Origin of the sequence: Lysinibacillus sp. FSL K6-1151 (assembly GCF_038630755.1) — a bacterium.
Lineage (GTDB): Bacteria > Bacillota > Bacilli > Bacillales_A > Planococcaceae > Lysinibacillus > Lysinibacillus fusiformis_D.
Genome location: NZ_CP152040.1, coordinates 2,741,908 through 2,762,618 on the forward strand (window position 1 = coordinate 2,741,908; position 20,711 = coordinate 2,762,618).

Consider the following 20,711-nt stretch of genomic DNA (forward strand, 5'->3'; position numbering starts at 1 on the left):
GCCTCCTACATTATTATATTATACTTCAAATGCAATATCATCAAAATACATTAATTTTATAGCTAAATACACAATAATACCTTTATTATCAAATGTAAAATCAAAAATGACATTAGTATAATTAATTCTATCAACTAATCAGGAGGTCTTTTATAAATGAATAATAATGATTTAACTAAACAAAATGAAAAATCTGTTGCAATACCTTCAGAACGTCTCCCTTGGGCCGGTTTAATTGCACTAGCTATGGCAGGGTTCATATGTATCCTTACCGAAACTATACCAGCTGGTTTATTAATACAGATAAGTGAAGGACTCGCTGTGTCCGAATCTCTTGCAGGTCAACTTATTACAGCTTATGCTCTTGGCTCACTAATTGCAGCTATTCCTATAACCACTGCAACACAAGGGTGGCATAGGAAACCCTTGCTGCTTTTATGTATTATTGGGTTCCTTGTATTTAATACTATTACAGCCCTTTCTTCTAGTTTTACCTTAACTATAATAGCTCGATTCTTTGCGGGTGTAACGGCAGGCGTCCTGTGGGGAATGAGCGCGGGATATGCACGACTTATGGCGCCAGAGTTACTTAAGGGAAGGGCAATGGCAGTGGCCATGATTGGTACTCCTCTTGCATTAGCTTTTGGTGTTCCTGCTGGGGCATTTCTCGGTTCCCTTGTTGGCTGGAGATCTGTTTTCGGAATAATGTCACTCTTAGCAGTATTATTGATTTTATGGATTATCTGGAAAATCCCTGACTTTCCTGGGCAAACATCTGAAAAGCGAATGACCCTGCTCAAGGTTTTCATTACCCCTGGGGTTCGTCCGATTTTATTTGTTGTATTAGTTTGGATACTTTCTCATAACATACTTTATACTTATATCGGACCATACCTCTCCGAAGCAGGTCTTGCGCAACGAGTTGATTTGGTTTTACTCGTTTTCGGTATTGCATCTTTAGTTGGAATTTGGGCTATTGGTATATTCATTGAGCGTATACTACGTACTTTAGTGTTAATGAGTCTAGCCGGATTTGGATTGGCATCATTATTATTAGGTATCGGAATTAGTCACCCTACTATCATTTACATTGCTGTAGCTTTATGGGGTTTAACTTTTGGAGGAGCAGCAACACTTACGCAAACAGCAATAGCAGATAATGCTAAAAAAGGTGCAGCTATTGCCCAATCAATGCTAGTTACTGTTTGGAACCTCGCTATCGGTGGAGGGAGTGCAATTGGAGCAATCCTGATGGAATCATTTGATGTAGTATCTTTTCCATGGGTAATGTTTATCCTCATTCTTCTTGGATTTCTAGTAGCGTTTCGCGCAAATGTTTCTGGGTTTCCTCAAACAAAACAATGATTAAATCAGGATATTCCTTGAAACACATAGCCATTTCGTTGCGGCTTTATTTCAAACATCTTATCTTTTTTTGTAAACACTGCAACTTTATTTCAAAGCTATATTGTATTGCTATTTAATCAGAGCGGCTGGGACAAAAGAAAAAATGTTAGACCATTTACAAGTTTGGTCTAACATTTTTTTGCGTTATTAGAACACATAAACTTTAATAAATCACAAAAATAACATTCTTTTTTTGCTTTTTCTCAATAAAATGAGTTATGTCCCAGCCTCTTGCTCTGCGCGTGAAACGCTGGGGTACTGGCCCATGTCTAAAGACATTCTGAATGGTCTGCCAACCGCACTCCGTTTTCAAGCTACCACTAAAGTGGTCTTATTATTTTCGTTTGTTTGCTTTTATTTCTTCTCCTGTAAAAGGATCGATGAATTCTTTCATGGTCATTTGATCCTCAAGAATATCCTCTTGTAATTGATTTTTTATATATTCCTGAATGATTTTTCTGTTTCTTCCCACTATATCTACATAATATCCTCAACACCAAAACTTTCTATTTCCATATTTGTATTTCAGGTTCGTATGTCGATCGAATATCATTAAACTACTTTTCCCTTTCAAATATCCCACAAACGATGAAACACTTAGTTTGGGTGAAATACTCACCAACATATGAATATGATCAGGGCAGGCTGTTGCTTCTATAATTTCTACTCCTTTTTTTCACATAACTGGCGTAAAATTTTACCTATGTCTGCTTTGATTTGTCCATAAATAATCTGCCTTCTATATTTTGGCGCAAAGACAATGTGATACTTACAATTCCATGTTGCGTGTGCTAAACTTTTATTATCCATTTGGATCTCCTTTCGTACGAAGTCGGTTGACCAGACCTGAATTCATTGTACGATTGGGGTTTTTTTCTTGTCCATAGCTAGAAGCTCTTTAGAACCCCTCGCATAGCAAGGGGTTTTCAAAAGATACAATAAAACAGCTTCGATTTCTCGGAGACTGTTCAGACTGTCGACAAAAGGAAGCGAGAAGTTCATACTCGCTTCCTTTTGTCATTTTTCATTATGTTTAAAAATGGTCATTCACTACATAATAAACATACTCTTTAAGCATAAAAATTCTTTTAAGCTGCCTGCCATGTTTAACATAAACCATCTCACCTGTAGTAGCGTTCCTTCATTTGTCCATATGTTAAATTTTCAAGAGATAGTTGATATAAGAGGGTTTGCGGTAAGCCTTTTTCAAATACGAAAATGAACAGCTAACAAAACCTAGAAAATAAGGAAGTTCACCAACTAAGGTAATATTTTTAAAACAATGAAAATGAAAAAGCTATAGTAATACCCTTGTTCTAAATCATATTGATTAACTACAACTAAAGTACTATAATTAATTTTAAAATAGAGATAATAAAAAGAAGGTGGTAAGTGTCTATGGGTCAACAGCAGAAAAATGGTAGAGTCAGAAAAGGAAGCTTAAAAAATCGTATTATTGGAATATCACTTTTACTGTTTATTTCGATTATCAGCATCAGTTCCTATTTAAATATTAAGACAGTTAAAGAAAATGTTTCAGATGCTTTATTAGAAAAGAGTATACAGCAGGTCGATGAAATTGCACGTCAAGTGGAGAATATTCTAGTTTCTAACTCTAATCCTACAGTGGAACTGCAAAATTTCGTTGAAAACAAAGTACAACAAAATGGAATTGCTTATGCAGTTGTCATTGATAAAAATGTTACGGCAATTGCCCATAGTGATAAGGAGAAAATAGGTAAAAACTATGAAGATGATTCCTACTCTGTAGATGGAGCGAAAAATGGGAAAACGATGACTAGTAGATTTTATGCGGATGTTCAGAAAAGTTGGACGTTCGATATAATGGTACCGATTTATATAAATAATACGCTTTACGGATCTATGGATGTAGGTATTTTCGAGGGTGACATCACAAAAGTTACGAATGCCATTTTACTAAAGGAAATTATTACAGTTGCTGTTGGCTGTATTTTATTCATTATTTTAATGATTTTTATTTTAAATAAAATGTTCAAACCTTTACTGTTAGCAGTTGATAAATGCAATGACATGGGAAAAGGAGAATTCACTGAGTTAATCCCCCCAAAATATACAACTAGAAACGATGAAGTAGGTAAGCTTACATATGCTTTAAATGAGATGCAAAATCACTTTGTTGATTTACTTAATGAAATCAGTCTAACTTCGAATAAGGTTACTGCATCATCTGAAGAACTGCGAGATGCAACCAGTACTTCTTTAGAGTCTTCAAAGGATTTATCATCTGCTGTTGAAGACATTGCTAAGGGAGCTGTGGAACAAGCAAAAGATACCGAATACGGGACTGCAAGTATTGGAGAGCTAGGAGAATTAATTGAAAGTAATCAGGATCATTTAGAAAATCTGAATCTATTTGTCGATGAAGTAAGCCATATTAAAGATGAAAGCTTACTCATATTAAAAGAGCTTGTTGCTAAAACAGAAGAAAATAATAAGGCAGCAAAAGAAATTTATGACATCATTCTCACGACAAACGAAAGCTCTGGGAAAATTCAAAATGCAAGCCAGATGATAAGAACCATTTCGGAACAAACGAATTTATTAGCTTTAAATGCGGCTATTGAAGCATCTAGAGCTGGCGAAGCTGGAAAAGGGTTTGCAGTTGTTGCGGACAAAATACGAAAATTGGCGGAGCAATCAAATCAATTCACTAAGGAAATTGCCACTGTTATAGGAGACTTAACAGCAAAAACTGGACAAGCTGTTCAGACTATCCAAGAAGTGAATCATATTGTCAATTCTCAAGCTACAAGTGTTAATACTACGAATGGCAAGTTTGAAGATGTTGCAAACTCTATTGAAAAAATAAAAACGGTCATTGAGGAATTATATAACTTAGGCAATAATATGGGTGAAAAGAAGGACGAAGTAATAGATATTCTACAAAACTTATCTGCCATATCGGAAGAAAATGCAGCTGGTACGGAAGAAGCAGCCGCATATTTACAAAATCAAACAAACTCCATTTATGAAATTGCCAATTCCAGTGAAGAATTAGCAAAGTTAGCTAATAAAATGCAGGAAAATGTCTCAAAATTTACGATTCAAACAAACTCAACTCGATTGTAAGAACAAAGCCCAATTTCTCTATTTAATTACAGAGAAATTGGGCTTTTTAAACTAGGAATGTCTTACGTACACTATTTAGTTTTCAATGCTACTCGTCACACTAAAAACAAGAATTTTCGTTTATCTTAAAAAATAGTATTAGTGTACATTAACAGTATATGTTCCATTTTCATTATCAAATTTATAAATATATAAATAATATTTTCCTGGTTTTGCATTTAATTTTCCTTTTATAATACTTCCATCTTCCTGTCCATAGGAAGTGTAATTTTGCATATCAGACTCATGATAAAGTACCCATGTCATGCCAATTTGATTTTCATTTACGACAGAAATATCTATTTCTTTTGGAGATGTAACATCGAATTGATATATATCCGTATTATCATCATCAAGCAAGCTACCTTTTATTGGCATATTAAATGGCATTATAGTCGCTTCTTCGGGATGATTATTTGGTTCTATCTCTGTTTGCGCTCCATTCCGTACATTTACTGTATATGTCCCGTTTTCATTATCAAATTTATAAATATATAAATAATATTTTCCTGGTTTTGCATTCAATTTTCCTTTTATAATATTTCCATCTTCCTGCCCATAGGAAGTGTAATTTTGCATATCAGACTCATGATAAAGCACCCATGTCATGCCAATTTGATTTTCATTTACAACAGAAATATCTATTTCTTCTGGAGATGTAATATCGAATTGATATACATTCGTATCCTTATCAATCAAACTACCTTTTAGAGGCATATTAAATGGAATGATAGTCGCTTCTTCTGGATGATTATTCTCTGTTTGCTCCCCTTTCTGTACAGTTACAATTGTTTTAGCTTTACTTGCTATTCCCTTATCATTTTGCACTGTTAATATCACATTATATGTTCCTTCAGCTTCATATACATGAATAGGGTTTGCCTCTTCACTTGTTTTTCCATCACCAAAATCCCAAAGATAAGAAACGATATCTCCATTGTGATCTTTTGAACCATCGCTTTTGAACTGGATTTTTTCATTTTTGATTCCAGTATATGGACCATTTATATTTACAAAAGGCGCTTGATTTTCTCCCTCATCCGTTGCAATGCCATGGAAAACAACATCATATACAAACTGGTTTGCTGCATTCACACGGTAGTTTACAAAATACGCTGTCGTTGTTTTATAGCCGCTCCATTCTTTTTGCGACAGTTGCTCCAATACTTGGTTCACTTGCTTACTCATCGTTTTCCAATCTTGAGATTCACCTTGTGTTTCACTACCTATATACGTGCCTTCGAGTGTAAATGTATTAAAAAATTGAGATTTATGTTTTGTCATATTTCCATTTTTCATGTTAGCAATATCGACAATTTCTTGCTCCACTTCGTCTAACGCTTTTGGTTGATGTTGCACTAAATAATCTTCTGATACTTGTGGTACCTCGTATTTTTCTTGATTATCAATCAATTGCTGCATATAGGCTTGGTATTCCGCATTTAGTTGTGGATCTTTACTTAAAGTGTCACGATACGCATCATAATTTTTCACATCGTTCGCTCGAATTAAATCTTGAATCCTATCAAATGTATCAAATTGGTGATTATACATATAAGACTGCAATGCAAATGAATAGTTATAAAAATCCCATGATCCATATTTTGCAAACATTGTTTGTTCAGCTGTATAGCGTTGTGATGGATCCTCTGATAAGCCACTAATAATACTCTTACGTGGAACAATGTCATTTGTACGCGTTGATCCTGCGAAAAATTCTGCATTTCCTTCCTGGAACCATGTTAGTCGCTCGTTTTGGTACATATCACCTGTTCCGAATAAACCTGGAACCTCATACCTACCCTGTAAATAATGTGTATATTCATGACGGAACAACTCTTCTAAACTATAAATACTTTGCTCTGGCGTCCGTTCATATGTAAAGAACGTTCCATTCTCTTCAATATAAATACCACCATTATTTGTTTCATATCCATACAATTGACGGTTTAATCGATATTGATCTGGAGAGTTATAAATAACTACTGTTAAGACATCGTCAGCATTACCTGGTTCTAATGCTTTATCATTCCCAATTACACGATGATATTGTGCTTTTACTTCTTTTGCAGCCCAGTATAATCTTTGAATTTTGTCTTCTGTTACTTGATCTCCCGTTTTAAATACAATGGATCCATCATCAAATGTATATGTTTTCGGTAGATACTGCTCCTTTCCTTCTTCACGTACTTGCTGTAAATCTACTGTCTTTCCACTATAGTCTTTTCCACCATAATTTGTAGTAATTTGCTCTACTGCTACAAAATAAGCTTCACTCAAATATGGATACATTTGCATCGCTTGTGTAACAACTTCTAAACCTTTATTCGGATTACTATGGAAGCCTCCTAAACGCCCTGCATAATAAATGCCATTATTGATTAACCAACTATTGTTATCTGTCACATTATGTATAAGAGCAATTTTATTAACTTCATTTATGAAGCTATCAATTTTGCCATACCACATCGTCGTATCAGCTTCTTTACGAGTATCATATAAATACGACTGTAAGTCATAATCAATGCCATGTATTACATCGTATATAGCTTGTCCTTTTGACGACTCGTCTTCAAATGTAGAGAGATTTTCGTTATACTGCTTTAAAATCTTCGTAGCAAGTTGAACTGTTTCCGCATCACTAGAAGCATTACCTATTAATTTCCCATAGGCAGATACTACTTTATCTTGTTCAGCTGTACCTAGTTTAAAGTTCGGATTCTTAGCTATTTCTTTTAATGCTGGTAAACACTTATCTTGGAAACTTCTCTCGTTTAAATAACCTAGTTCGTTATTATAAAATGCTACATAAAAAGCCGAACGCAATAGCTCAACAAATGTTTCAATCCCCTTTGAATCATCTTTCGCAAAAGAACTTCCTCTTTTCCCCAATTCATTAATAATCACTTGCATGCGTTCTTCATTTTGATAGAAAGCTTTTGTTTCCTCACTGAATTGGAACAAGTCTGTTATTTGATACCACCGAATATTTCCTAGCGTATCAATTAGCTCACGATCGTTCATTTTATTAAGCTCTGCCATCGAGTACTTTTCCTGCAATTGCTTCGTATCAGCCTGTTCTATAATTGGAGCTGGAAGTTGCGAAAAATCTCCAATTTCCAAACGTTCATCAAATGATAATGTTTCATCAGCCTTTGTAGAGTGTACAATTTCATCTTTCGACGTTTCTATGCCAATTGGTTTCATTTGTAATACATTATAGGGCGTTTTTTCTGCTGCTGATGCTTCTGCTTGTAACCCTCCTAACGACAGTGCCATTGTGCTAATCCCAATTAACACTTGATTGAATTTAAATTTTTTCTTCATAATAAGTCCTCCTATAGTACTACATTACTTATTTGGTAATATATTTATTATTTGGTACTATATTACCTATTTTAAAATAACATATTATGTAAAAATATCAATAGATAATGTTATATTTAGGAATTTTTTCTTTTATAATTTGAACACTAAGACACAATTAGACCATAGAACTTAGTACCTTCCATTTATATATGAGTATGGGGAAGCTAAACATTTCTTTAATAGACAAATCACCAGAAACTCATTCAACATCATATTTGGGAATCGTCTGTGGAGGAAGCCGAACATTTACGACATGAGAATGAAGGGATTAATACTTGGATGTTAGGCTGAAGAGAGGTTTTCTACTAGATAAATAAACGAAATCAATAGCAGTCTCTAGTTTTCATACTAAATGATCTTTGGGTGCTAATTGATCCATCAGTAGTGGAAATCAACAGCTTTACTTTATTTCACTGTAAAAGAAAAAACTGAAGACAACATAAAGTTGTCTTCAGTCTATCAAGTTAATAGGCTATCCGCTTTGCTTCATAGGCAGCAATATGGTCTTCGTATTTAAAGGTTAAGGCGATTTCATCCCAGCCATTGAGTAACGTTTCCTTATAATACGGATCAATCGAGAATTGATACACTGTACCATCTTCACCCGTTACAGTTTGCTCTGCCAGATTTACTTCCATTGTGTACGGCTTTGCCAAACCTTTAGCCAGAATATTATCGCATTCGGCTTCTGTTAGCTTAATAGGTAAAATTCCATTTTTAAAGCAATTATTATGGAAGATATCTGCAAAGGAAGGTGCTATTACTACATTAAAACCATAATCTAAAATGGCCCATGGTGCATGCTCACGAGATGAGCCACAGCCGAAATTATCTTGTGCTACTAGAATTTTTGATGCTTTAAATTCAGGTTTATTTAATACGAAGTCTGTTACTTCATTGCCTTGCGCATCATAGCGCCAGTGATAAAATAAATACTGCCCAAAACCTGTGCGCTCAATGCGTTTTAGAAATTCCTTTGAAATAATTTGATCTGTATCGACATTTTTACGATCAAGTGGTGTGATGACACTATTGACGATATTAATTGGTTCCATTTTTACTCATCCCTTCCGTGTAAAGCAAGATTTACACAGTTTCCTTGACAAATTCACGCACATCAACAAAATGACCTGCAATCGCAGCGGCTGCTGCCATTGGTGGTGATACTAAATGTGTACGAGAACCCGCGCCCTGACGTCCTTCAAAGTTGCGGTTAGATGTAGAAGCACAGCGTTCACCAGCTGGTACGACATCATCATTCATGGCTAAACACATGGAGCAACCTGACTCCCGCCATTCAAAGCCAGCTTCCATAAAGATTTTATCCAAACCTTCTGCCTCCGCTTGCTTTTTCGTAGTATGTGACCCTGGCACAACGATCGCTGTGACCTTATCGTGCACCTTGCGTCCTTTGATGATATTAGCTGCCGCACGTAAATCACTAATTCGTGAATTTGTACAGGAGCCAATAAAGACATGCTGGATGTCAATGGATGTTAAGGATTGCCCTTCCTCTAAGCCCATATAAGCAAGCGCTTTTTGAAGTGCCGCCTTATCAGAGTCATCCTCGTAATCTGCCTGTGTAGGCACATATCCTGAAACACCCGTACCCATCGAGGGATTGGTACCCCATGTAATGATAGGTTCAATTTCTTCTGCTTGTATGATACGAACTGTATCGTACGTAGCATCCTCGTCTGAGGCAAGGCTTAGCCAATAAGCAGCTGCTTCCTCTAATTTTTCACCTTGGGGTGCATATTTGCGACCACGAATATAATCGACGGTTGTTTGGTCAGGTGAGATGAGCCCTGCTTTTGCTCCTGCCTCAATCGACATATTACAAATCGTCATACGTTCTTCCATTGATAATTTGTGGATTGCCTCTCCAGTGAACTCCACAATATGTCCTGTACCAACGCCAATGCCGAACTTCGCAATAATGGCTAAAATAATATCTTTAGCTGCTACGCCAACTTGTAGCTCCCCTTCAACACGAATTTCCATCGTCTTCGGCTTATTTTGCCATAATGTTTGCGTCGATAATACATGCTCTACCTCTGATGTACCAATCCCAAAAGCAATTGCCCCAAAGGCACCGTGAGTGGATGTATGTGAGTCACCGCAGACAATTGTTTTACCTGGCTGTGTTAGCCCTAGCTCAGGCCCGATAACATGTACAATGCCTTGGTCAGGGTGACCCATCCCTGCTAGCTCAACGCCAAATTCTTCAGCATTTTTAGCCAATGTTTCGATTTGATTGCGTGCAATGGGATCATGGATAGTCTGTAAATTTTTCGTTGGTACATTATGATCCATTGTCGCAAAGCTTAAATCAGGACGACGCACTTTACGTCCATTCAAACGTAGCCCTTCAAAAGCTTGCGGAGATGTTACTTCATGAATTAAATGAAGATCAATATATAACAGGTCCGGTTTGCCCTCTTCCTGATAAACTACATGTTTATCCCAAATCTTTTCAATTATATTTTTACCCATTGTCTTCACCTATTTCTTTAAATATATGTTGTCATAATGCTTTGTGAAACAAAGCTAGTATCAATTTCATTAATTACTTTATCTGTCCATTCATTTGTCGAAAGAATACGATTGCCATCACGGGCTAGATCTGCTGTAAAGTAACCATCATCAAATACCGCACTAACAGCACGCTCAATTTCTGCTGCCTCTTCTGTTAAACCAAATGAATATTGCAGCATCATAGCGACAGAAAGAATGGTTGCTGCAGGGTTTGCGACTCCTTGCCCTGCAATTTCTGGTGCTGACCCATGTACTGGTTCATATAAGCCAAAATTATCGCCACGGATAGATGCTGATGGTAATACACCTAAAGAGCCAGTAATGACAGAAGCTTCATCGCTTAAAATATCACCGAACATATTTTCAGTGACTACAACATCATAGTGTCCTGGGTTTGTAATAAGTTTCATCGCCACAGAGTCTACTAGATTATGTTCCACGATCACATCTGGATAATCTTTTTTCTTAGCTTCTACGACTTCTCGCCATAAGCGACTTGTTTCAAGCACATTCGCCTTATCAACAGAGCATAATTTGCCGCCACGTAAACGTGCTAGCTCAAAGGCATTTTCAACAATACGTTCCACTTCTGCTTTTGAGTAGACCGTTGTATCAATTGCGCCATTTTCAGTACGCATACGTGGTTCCCCGAAGTATACGCCGCCTGTTAGTTCACGGACAATCATTAAATCAACGTTTTCAGCTACTTCACGTTTCAGTGGTGAAGCATCTAGTAAACTCGGGAACGCCTTTACTGGACGTAGATTTGCAAAAAGATCGAAGTGTTTGCGAATTCGCAATAACCCTTTTTCCGGGCGTAATTCAGGTGGATTCTGATCCCACTTTGGACCACCTACAGCACCTAATAAAATCGCATCACTATTTTCACACATCTCGATTGTTTCTTCTGGTAGTGGATTATTATGCTGGTCGATAGCAGCACCTCCAATTGTTGCATACCCTAAATGAAAAGTATGATTAAATCGTTTACCAATCACTTGTAATACACGTACAGCAGAAGCAACAACCTCAGGGCCAATCCCATCACCAGGAAGTACTGTAATTTTTCTCTCCATCATCAAAACACCTTTCTTTGTATAGCGCATTCGCTAATTTAGTAAAGACGCCCACCTACCATTGAATTAGGTGGGCGCATTCATTACGTCTACGCGTAATTTTTTGTGAATGGATACAATACGCCATATCATCATTGCATCCGACTTGTGAATGGTATGTCATACGATTCACTACCTTTAAAACCTATACAGGATGTGCTCCCGAAGGCCTGTTATTAAATGACGGTTAATGGCATTTAATAGCAGCTTCTAAACATCTTGAGAGGAGTTACGGCCGGTAGTCGATATATCCTCATAGTAAATTTTCAGCTGCGGTTAAGTAGATCTCAGCCAATTGTTCACCATTGTGAAGCGCAGTATCGAAAATATTAATTTTTCGCACTTGCCGCTACTTCTCGCACAACTTTTTCTTTCCCTTCGTTGATGAATGGCATCATAGCACGTAATTTCGCGCCAACTTCTTCGATTTGGTGGTTCGCACCAGCTTCCTTGAATTTTGTATATTCTGGACGACCATTTTCATTTTCTTGAATCCAACGACGTGCAAATGTGCCATCTTGGATATCTGTTAACACGTCTTTCATACGAGCCTTTACAGTTTCATCAATAATGCGTGGTCCTGCCACATAATCTCCCCACTCTGCTGTATCAGATACCGAGTAGCGCATTGTAGCCATACCACCTTCAAACATTAGGTCTACAATTAATTTAAGTTCATGTAGCGTTTCAAAGTAAGCTAGTTCTGGTTGGTAGCCAGCTTCTACTAACGTTTCGAAACCTGCTCTTACTAGCTGTGTTGCACCACCACAAAGTACCGCTTGTTCACCGAATAAATCTGTCTCTGTTTCTTCTTTGAATGTTGTTTCAAGTAAACCACCTCGCGCAGCACCAATTCCTTTCCCATAAGCAAGTGCTAAATCTTTTGCTTGCCCAGTAGCATCTTGATGGATAGCGAATAGACCTGGTACACCAGCACCTTCTTGGAATTGACGACGAACTAAATGTCCTGGTCCTTTTGGTGCTACTAAAAATACGTCAACATCTGCTGGTGGTGTAATTTGACCAAAATGGATATTGAATCCATGCGCAAACATCAGTGCTTTACCAGCTTGTAAATATGGTGCAATTTCTGCTTCATAAACGGCTTTTTGACGCTCATCTGGTAATAAAATTTGAATCACATCTGCTTCTTGTGCAGCCTCAGCCACAGTTTTCACGTCAATACCATCAGCTTTCGCAGCATCGAATGATCCACCTGGGCGAACCCCAACTACTACGTCAAAGCCTGATTCTTTAAGGTTTAGTGCATGTGCATGACCTTGTGAGCCGTAACCGATAATAGCGATTTTTTTTCCTTTTAATACGTCCTCGTTGATGTTTTGTTCATAGTACATTGTAGCCATAGTTTATTTCCTCCTAGAATTTGGTTTGGTTTTCATAGCTTTAGCAACTTGCTGTTTCAATAAAGCTATCAATTTTATATGCAAACTATTTTAAAATAGAGAGCTGTGGGTTTGAGATTTTTTGCGTTTCACGCACAGAGGCAGTGGCTCCTGTACGTGTCAGTTCTTTAATGCCATATGGTCGAATGAGTTCGATAAAGGCATCAATCTTTTCTGGGTGCCCTACTACTTGATACGTCACAACATTTTTGGCTGTGTCAATAATTTGTGCACGAAATGGTTCAACAATCGAATTCATTTCCAAGCGTAGATTTGGTGGTGAAATAACCTTTACTAGCGCCAGCTCTCGCAGAACAATTGATTTGTCGGTAATATCATTGACTTTTAACACATCAATTTGCTTGGATAATTGTTTTACTAGCTGCTCGATTTTGCGTTCATCCTCAACATTGACAACAAAGGTCATCTTAGAAAAATTTGGTTGTTCAGTATGCCCTACTGTAATCGATTCAATATTGAACTGTCGCTTCATCAACAAACCTGTCAATCGGTTTAATACACCACTTTGGTTAATCACAGTTACAGTAATTACTCGTTTCAATTCTTTTTCACCCCAATCATTTCATGTAAGCCTTTGCCTGGTGCTACCATTGGGTAAACACATTCAAGCTGTTTCACTCGACAATCAATTAATACTGGCTCATCAGAAAGTAGTGCCTCACGGAAAATATTCTCCGCCTCATCGATTGTGTTAATACGATAGCCTTTAATATTATAGGCATCCGCTAATTTAACAAAATCTGGTTGGATTGGCATCAGCGACGATGAATAACGTTCTTCATAGAATGTTTGTTGCCATTGGCGCACCATTCCAAGACAACTATTATTCAAAATCACTATTTTTACTGGTAAGTTAAATTCCTGTAGAATAGATAGCTCCTGTGCCGTCATTTGGAATCCAGCATCTCCTACAATCGAAATAACTTTTTTGTCTGGCTTCGCAAACTGAGCCCCAATTGCGGCCGGGAAGCCGAAGCCCATCGTACCAAGTCCACCAGACGTTACCCATGCATGATCATTATTTAAATGGTAGTATTGTGCTGCCCACATTTGATGCTGCCCTACATCTGTCGTTACAATGGCATCACCCTCTGTAATCTTGTGCACTAATTGCAATGCCTCTTGTGGTAAGATTTCTTGCGTATTGGCATCTTTGCAATACCACAATGGGTATTCATTCGCATGATTATTTAAAAAGGCTAGCCAGTCTGCTGTATCAGGACCTTCGAAATCCTTTTTCAACAATGCCTTTAACGCCTCTTTTGCATCCGCAACAATCGGAATATCTGTCGGTACGTTTTTACCAATTTCAGCAGGGTCAATATCGATATGGATAATCGTTGCATTTGGTGCAAATGTGGCTAAATTTCCTGTTAAACGATCATCAAAACGTGCACCGATATTGAGTAGTAAATCTGTTTTTGTGATGGCTGTATTTGCTGTAACCGTACCGTGCATTCCTGCCATTCCAAGGAATAAATCATGTTCCCCATGAATGGAGCCTAGCCCTAGCAATGTATTCGTTACGGGGATACGGTATTTTTCAGCAAAGGCCGTTAATTCCTCACGTGCGTCAGCAAAAAGAACACCTGCACCAGCTAAAATAACTGGATTTTTTGCCAAAGAAATTGCTTGGATCGCCTTTTGAATTTGTAAATAGTTTGGTTTATAGGTTGGTTGATAGCCTGGTAAATAAATTTCATCTGGTGCTTGTGGTGGATTCTCTACATCAAACAACATTTGTGAAACGTTTTTTGGAAAGTCCACAACCACTGGTCCCTTACGTCCAGTGCTTGCAATATGGAATGCTTCCTTCACAATACGTGGAATGTCATTGACATCCTGCACTTGGTAATTGTGCTTTGTGATTGGTGTCGTAATCCCCATGATATCAGCTTCTTGGAAAGCATCTGTTCCAATGACAGATGTAGCAACCTGACCTGTGAAGACAACTAATGGGATGGAATCAATCATGGCATCCGCAATACCTGTTACGAGGTTTGTTGCACCAGGTCCACTTGTGGCAATGACAACGCCTGTTTTACCTGAGACACGTGCATAGCCTTCAGCCGCATGAATAGCCCCCTGTTCATGTCTTGTTAAAATATGGCGAATCGGATTTTTATACATCGCATCATAGATTTGTAATACGGCTCCACCTGGATAGCCAAAGATGATTTCAACACCTTGATCATGCAAAGCCTGCACTAAAACATCTGCACCGTCCTTCGCTTGATAGGTTTGTTCAGCCGTTGCTGTTGTTGCTAATTGTTCTTGTTCATTGATTGAAACATTCGCACTCATCAATTTATGCCTCCTTCATTTCTTTCAAAGTCATACATCAGTGTTCTAGATTAGTAAAGTACCACTAGCTGGTAAGTCTACCTCTCTTCCTTTTCATTGAGAGTTTGCTCATTACGTCGTGAAAATAATAAAAAAGCCCTTTTCTCCACACGCAAAGAACTACCTTACGTAGGGATGAAAAAGACTTTCCATGGTACCACCCTTTTTTATAGCAAATAATTGCTACCTCGCGAATAAATGACTGCATTTATACACCTATGCAAAAAATTTCACATCCAATAGGGTGTCATAAAACATTTATTCATTAATAACGAGCACTTTCGACTATGCCCGGAGCTATCTAATGGTGTAAACACGTTTAATAGCCCACTCCGAGGGGATGTCGGATCTAGTTGTATCGCCGGCTTCCAGCACGACCGGCTCTCTGGTAGATACAAGGCTCTAGAACCTTTAACCTCATCAACGTTTTCATTTATCTAGTTGTTAAATTTTCATTACGCCACCAGTGGAAGCGTTCGTCACTAATTTTGAATATCTTGCTAACCAACCACGTTTGATTTTTGGCTCAAAGACTGGTAATTTTGCACGACGTTCAGCTAAAACTTCATCTGAAACTTGTACATTAATCGTACGATTTGGTAGATCAATTTCAATAATATCTCCGTTTTCTACTAAGGCGATTGGACCGCCTTCAGCAGCTTCTGGTGAAATATGACCAATTGAAATACCTCGAGATGCACCTGAGAAACGACCATCTGTAATTAATGCAACCTTTGTACCAAGACCACGACCTTGTATCGCAGATGTTGGTGCAAGCATTTCAGGCATCCCTGGGCCACCCTTAGGTCCTTCATAGCGAATGACGACTACATGGCCCTCTTTCACTATTCCATTATCAATGTTTTCCTGCGCTGCTTCTTGGGAATCAAAGACGATTGCCTCTCCCTTGAATACTTTGATGGAAGGATCAACTGCACCTACTTTAATAACGGAGCCATCAGGTGCAATGTTACCAAATAACACCGATAACCCACCTACAGCACTATAGGGATTGTCTTTTGTTCGAATGACTTGATCATTCGTGATGTGATAATCTTTGACAAGCTCACCCATCGTTACACCTGCAACGGTTGGGCGATCTGGATGAATAGCTCCCGGAATGGATGTTAATTCATTAATAATGGCACTAACACCACCCGCTTTATTGATATCATCCATTGAAATATCGGATGCAGGCATAATTTTTGCTAAATAGGGTACTCGCTCTGCTACTTTATTAATATCTTCAATGTTGTAATCTATTTCTGCTTCATTGGCAATGGCTAATGTATGAAGAACAGTGTTTGTGGAGCCTCCCATTGCCATATCAAGAGCAAAAGCATCATCAATTGACTCTTTTGTAATAATGTCGCGTGGCTTAATGTCTTCCTTGACCATACGAATTAATTGTTTGGCTGCTTCTTTAATCAGCTTGTGACGCTCTTCAGAAGTGGCAACGATTGTACCATTCCCTGGTAGAGCAACACCGAGCATTTCCATTAAACAGTTCATCGAGTTGGCTGTAAACATCCCTGAGCATGAGCCACATGTTGGACATGCATTATTTTCAATATCTAACAACTCTTCAGATGACATCTTTCCTGATTTATGGGCTCCTACGCCTTCAAAAACAGAGGTTAAAGAAAGCTGCTTGCCTGAAGCAGAAGTACCAGCCTCCATTGGACCACCAGAAACAAAGATAGATGGTACGTTTGTGCGAACTGCTGCCATCAGCATCCCTGGTGTAATTTTGTCACAGTTTGGAATATAAAATACACCATCAAACCAATGTGCATTAATAACTGTCTCTGCTGAGTCTGCTATAATTTCACGACTTGGTAATGAATAACGCATACCAATATGCCCCATTGCAATACCATCATCGACACCAATTGTATTAAATTCGAATGGAATACCACCCGCTTCAATAATGGCTTCTTTCACTACATCAGCGAACGTACGTAAATGAACGTGACCTGGTATTATGTCGATATATGAGTTACAAACCCCAATAAATGGTTTGCCTAAATCTTTTGCTTTTACTTTGCCTGTTGCATATAAAAGACTTCGATGTGGCGCTCGATCTACGCCTACTTTAATCATGTCACTTCTCATTTTAAACGCCCCTCATTGCTATCCATACTATGTTCGTTGCTATAGACAAAATGTTCTGTCTTTTTAATTTTTGTTTATAGAGTAGCAGCCTACTAGATGGCTACTGCTGTAACGAACGTGTTAAATTGTTGTTATCATAGTACGAAAAAAAGGTCTCGTCAACAGTATTTTTTGAATTGTTCAAACAATTAAAAAAATCTGTCAAAATTGAAATCGTTTACATGCTGATTAAGCATCAGTTTTATCTCGCTTTGATAAAAATTTTGACATTTCGTTCAAATTTTTATTTTTCAATAATAACCAACAATGTAAGAGGCCATTGATTCCCATATTTTCGGACAAGTTGAATCATCTTATCTATAGAGATAACGCTTACAATAGAAACAATTTTTTTAAGTAGCCTGTAAAAAATACTTGATCGGGATCATATTGGTGTCGTATTTTTAAAAACTTTTCGATCTCTGGATACAGTTCGTAGACGGTTTGTGCTGTTAAATGGTGTTGTTTGCCCCAGTGAGGTCGGCCATCATATTTTTGCATCAAAGTATGAACCCATTTAAAATAAGGCTCTTCTGACATCCCTTTATACATATGAAAGGCTATAAAAGCAGACTCGCGCCCCTGTGTTGGACTTAAAAAGCCTGTTTCCCCCGCAGTTGTTCGACACTCTAATGGAAAATGAACATTAAAAATCCCTTTTTTAAAGGTTGTATGAATTTCCTCCACGCATGCTTCAAATTGAGCGAGTGGAATGGCATATTCACTTTCTTGGAACTTCACACTACGAGGAGAAGGATAAATTTCATAGCTTATACCCACTTTTTCACTTTCCACGACATTTGCGGCTGCTATTTTACTCATAGCACCACTTAACGCTGGTTTCCACTTACAAAGTTCTGACATTGCAAAGAAAGCACCATTTTCTACAATTTGGAGCTTTAACGTTTCTATTTTTTTATTCCATTCACTTTGATAGATGGGTGCTACAGCATTCATCCGTTTTACTTGAATCGTCTCACTGCCAGGGAAATAAAACCATTCCACATGGCGATGTTGGCGAATATCCTCTGCGAATAGTGTGAGACCATTGCTCAAAGTTTCTCTTGCCCCAACATAATGCAAGCTATAAAGTGGCATGACTTTGATCGTTACTTTGACAAGGACACCAAGCATACCGAGCGATACATGTAGTGCTTCAGATAAATCGTCCATTCCCCTCCTATGCTCCTGATATGTGCCAGTGCCATCTACAAACCCCCATGTCATGACAGCAGACGACAGAGAACCAAGTGTAATCCCTGTACCATGTGTACCCGTTGATACTGCTCCTGCAATCGTTTGCTCCTGAATATCCCCCATATTGATTAAAGCAAAGCCGTGCTTCTCCAGCATTGGTCCAATTTCATATAGGTAGGTACCAGCCCATAATGTTGCCTCCTGCTTTTCCTCATTCACAGCGATTAATCCACGCATATTATGTAAGGAAATAGCGATATGCTCAGGCATAGCCACAGCGCTAAAAGAGTGAGCTGCCCCTGTAACCCGAATCGTTTTTCTCGTCTCACGTGCATGCTTGACAATGGTTGAAACTTCTTCAACCGATTGTGGTAAGTACATTTCACTCGGATAGGAAATAACATTCCCCGCCCAATTCGTCCACTTTTCACCATTACGCCATTTTTCTATAGAAAACATTGTCCATCCCCCCTATATGTTGTGTAAGGCCCCATATACTTGTCCTCTCGAATCCCATGGAGTACTTGAAAACGCTCACAAAGCTCCCCTGCTTTTGCATGTCTAAAATAGATCGTATCACCAATATTAATATGTTTTCCTTTGACCTTTATAGGCGTTTGTACTTCTCCTGCTCCTTCTAAGCTAAGGTATGCAAAATTGCTAGGTTCATAGAATACAGGTAAGCGATCCAATCCAATTGCTCCAGAAGCCGTATAACCACCACCATGACAAACAACAATATTTTTTTCAGGCTTTCTCGTTACACTCAAAGCAAATCCAGCTGCCTTTTCTAGCTGTAAATGTGTAAATTGATCGAACAATGCAGGTGCATAAAAAGCGGAGCCTACTGTAATTTCAGTCACTTCTTTCTGCTGATTGGTATATAACATGCTCCCTGAGCCTCCACCATTGACGAAGCGTAAGTTTGGAAAATACGCCTTGATATGGGCTATCGCTAAGCGACGAAATTGGGTTACTTGTTTTTTAGCTTGTACTTGCATTGCCTCAATCACTTTGCCTTTTAATGCATTCGCAGGACGATTGCCAACGCCTGCTATTTGAGCCTCATAGCCCATTGCACCTACAACCTCAATCGCTGACGTTTTTTGAATCTCTTGCAAAAAAGGTGTCAGCGTCTCAAGAGAATACAACGATGAACGTTTAGTCCCGAAATACAGTACTTTAAAATCATTCGAAACATTAATATCAATGCAAACCTGTACACGTACACCTATTTCTAGTCCCAGCTTCGCTAATAGTTGGATATGTTCTGGCCGATCCACCATAAAAGTAACGCTTTTCCCGTCTTTGACGAAATGTAGCAAGCGACGAATAGCTGCTTCCTCCATTACTGGATAGCCCAGTAATAAATCATCAAATTGCTGCTGTAGTAAAAAAATGGTCTCTGCCGCTGTGAATGTCATAAAGCCTACAACATTAGCAAGGTTTTTCTGAACATAACGAAGCACTTCAACAGAACGAATCGATTTTGTCGCAATACGAATTTGCTTGCCACCACAAGCCTCTTGCACAGTTCGTATATTTTTATCCAGCGCATCTAAGTCCAACCAAGCAAATGGTCTTTCCAAATCACTAAACGCTCGATCCAATCTTGTCGTCATTTAATCCCTCCTGTATATACTATGTATTTGACAATTTACAGAATAATTTTGTTATTCATGAGTCAAAATAAAAACAACCGTGCGCTTTTTATTCAATAAGTCGACACAGTTGTTTTAGAATGGGACAAACATTTCATTCACCTTTCTATTCAATTGGTTACGATGCGTATAAGAAATCGGCTGCAAGATTTAGCAGCACTAACAAATGCAGACCAGCAATCAGAAAACCTTGACGATTTAAACGTTTCATAACAGCCATATTCATATGCAACACGCTCCTTTTTTCTACATTATAATCCTTTTAAACAGAATTTTCAAACTATTAAAAGGTGAAAATTTAACCATTTTCCATTCATATAAATAAAAAATGAACAACCGTATAATTGATTGAA

12 protein-coding genes and 1 pseudogene are annotated in these 20,711 nt (G+C 38.1%); 2 read left to right on the top strand and 11 right to left on the bottom strand.

Annotation, left to right across the window (positions count from 1 at the left end):
* Positions 1-156: 156 nt before the first annotated feature.
* Positions 157-1,365 carry an MFS transporter gene (locus MHI04_RS13230; protein WP_342534915.1) on the top strand — a complete coding sequence of 403 codons (1,209 nt, stop codon included), beginning with the start codon at positions 157-159 and terminating at the stop codon, positions 1,363-1,365.
* A 376-nt stretch (positions 1,366-1,741) separates the two neighbouring features.
* On the opposite strand, the pseudogene tnpA reads toward MHI04_RS13230, so the two are convergent.
* Positions 1,742-2,217, bottom strand: a pseudogene (gene tnpA, locus MHI04_RS13235) (IS200/IS605 family transposase).
* 588 nt (positions 2,218-2,805) lie between these two features.
* Here tnpA and MHI04_RS13240 point away from each other — a divergent pair.
* Positions 2,806-4,518, top strand: a complete 1,713-nt coding sequence (locus tag MHI04_RS13240; protein ID WP_342534916.1) for a methyl-accepting chemotaxis protein — start codon at positions 2,806-2,808, stop codon at positions 4,516-4,518.
* A 138-nt stretch (positions 4,519-4,656) separates the two neighbouring features.
* On the opposite strand, the gene MHI04_RS13245 is transcribed toward MHI04_RS13240, so the two are convergent.
* The 10 genes from MHI04_RS13245 to MHI04_RS13290 all read right to left on the bottom strand — a co-directional run bounded on the left by MHI04_RS13245 (position 4,657) and on the right by MHI04_RS13290 (position 20,319).
* A complete protein-coding gene (locus MHI04_RS13245) occupies positions 4,657-7,884 on the bottom strand; it encodes a collagenase (RefSeq protein WP_342534917.1) in 3,228 nt (1,075 codons plus the stop codon).
* 506 nt (positions 7,885-8,390) lie between these two features.
* Positions 8,391-8,981: a 3-isopropylmalate dehydratase small subunit gene (leuD, locus tag MHI04_RS13250; RefSeq protein ID WP_058844543.1), complete on the bottom strand. Its 591-nt coding sequence runs from the start codon at positions 8,979-8,981 to the stop codon at positions 8,391-8,393.
* 31 nt (positions 8,982-9,012) lie between these two features.
* The gene (gene leuC / locus MHI04_RS13255) at positions 9,013-10,422 is read right to left on the bottom strand and encodes a 3-isopropylmalate dehydratase large subunit (RefSeq protein WP_058844542.1); all 1,410 of its coding nucleotides are present in this window, start codon (positions 10,420-10,422) and stop codon (positions 9,013-9,015) included.
* A 17-nt stretch (positions 10,423-10,439) separates the two neighbouring features.
* Positions 10,440-11,540, bottom strand: a complete 1,101-nt coding sequence (gene leuB, locus MHI04_RS13260) for a 3-isopropylmalate dehydrogenase (RefSeq protein ID WP_036123302.1) — start codon at positions 11,538-11,540, stop codon at positions 10,440-10,442.
* Between the two features lie 368 nt (positions 11,541-11,908).
* On the bottom strand, positions 11,909-12,943 hold the full coding sequence (ilvC, locus tag MHI04_RS13265) for a ketol-acid reductoisomerase (RefSeq protein WP_036123296.1): 1,035 nt from the start codon (positions 12,941-12,943) through the stop codon (positions 11,909-11,911).
* Positions 12,944-13,028: 85 nt separating this feature from the next.
* Positions 13,029-13,544: an acetolactate synthase small subunit gene (gene ilvN, locus MHI04_RS13270; RefSeq protein ID WP_036123293.1), complete on the bottom strand. Its 516-nt coding sequence runs from the start codon at positions 13,542-13,544 to the stop codon at positions 13,029-13,031.
* Positions 13,541-15,307 carry a biosynthetic-type acetolactate synthase large subunit gene (gene ilvB, locus MHI04_RS13275; RefSeq protein ID WP_058844541.1) on the bottom strand — a complete coding sequence of 589 codons (1,767 nt, stop codon included), beginning with the start codon at positions 15,305-15,307 and terminating at the stop codon, positions 13,541-13,543. The genes ilvN and ilvB overlap by 4 nt, the downstream gene beginning before the upstream one ends.
* A gap of 483 nt (positions 15,308-15,790) precedes the next feature.
* The gene (gene ilvD, locus MHI04_RS13280) at positions 15,791-17,461 is read right to left on the bottom strand and encodes a dihydroxy-acid dehydratase (protein ID WP_036123280.1); all 1,671 of its coding nucleotides are present in this window, start codon (positions 17,459-17,461) and stop codon (positions 15,791-15,793) included.
* 372 nt (positions 17,462-17,833) lie between these two features.
* Positions 17,834-19,156 carry a D-arabinono-1,4-lactone oxidase gene (locus MHI04_RS13285; RefSeq protein ID WP_342534918.1) on the bottom strand — a complete coding sequence of 441 codons (1,323 nt, stop codon included), beginning with the start codon at positions 19,154-19,156 and terminating at the stop codon, positions 17,834-17,836.
* On the bottom strand, positions 19,144-20,319 hold the full coding sequence (locus MHI04_RS13290; protein ID WP_036123274.1) for an amino acid deaminase/aldolase: 1,176 nt from the start codon (positions 20,317-20,319) through the stop codon (positions 19,144-19,146). Before MHI04_RS13290 ends, MHI04_RS13285 begins: the two co-directional genes overlap by 13 nt.
* Positions 20,320-20,711 lie beyond the last annotated feature (392 nt).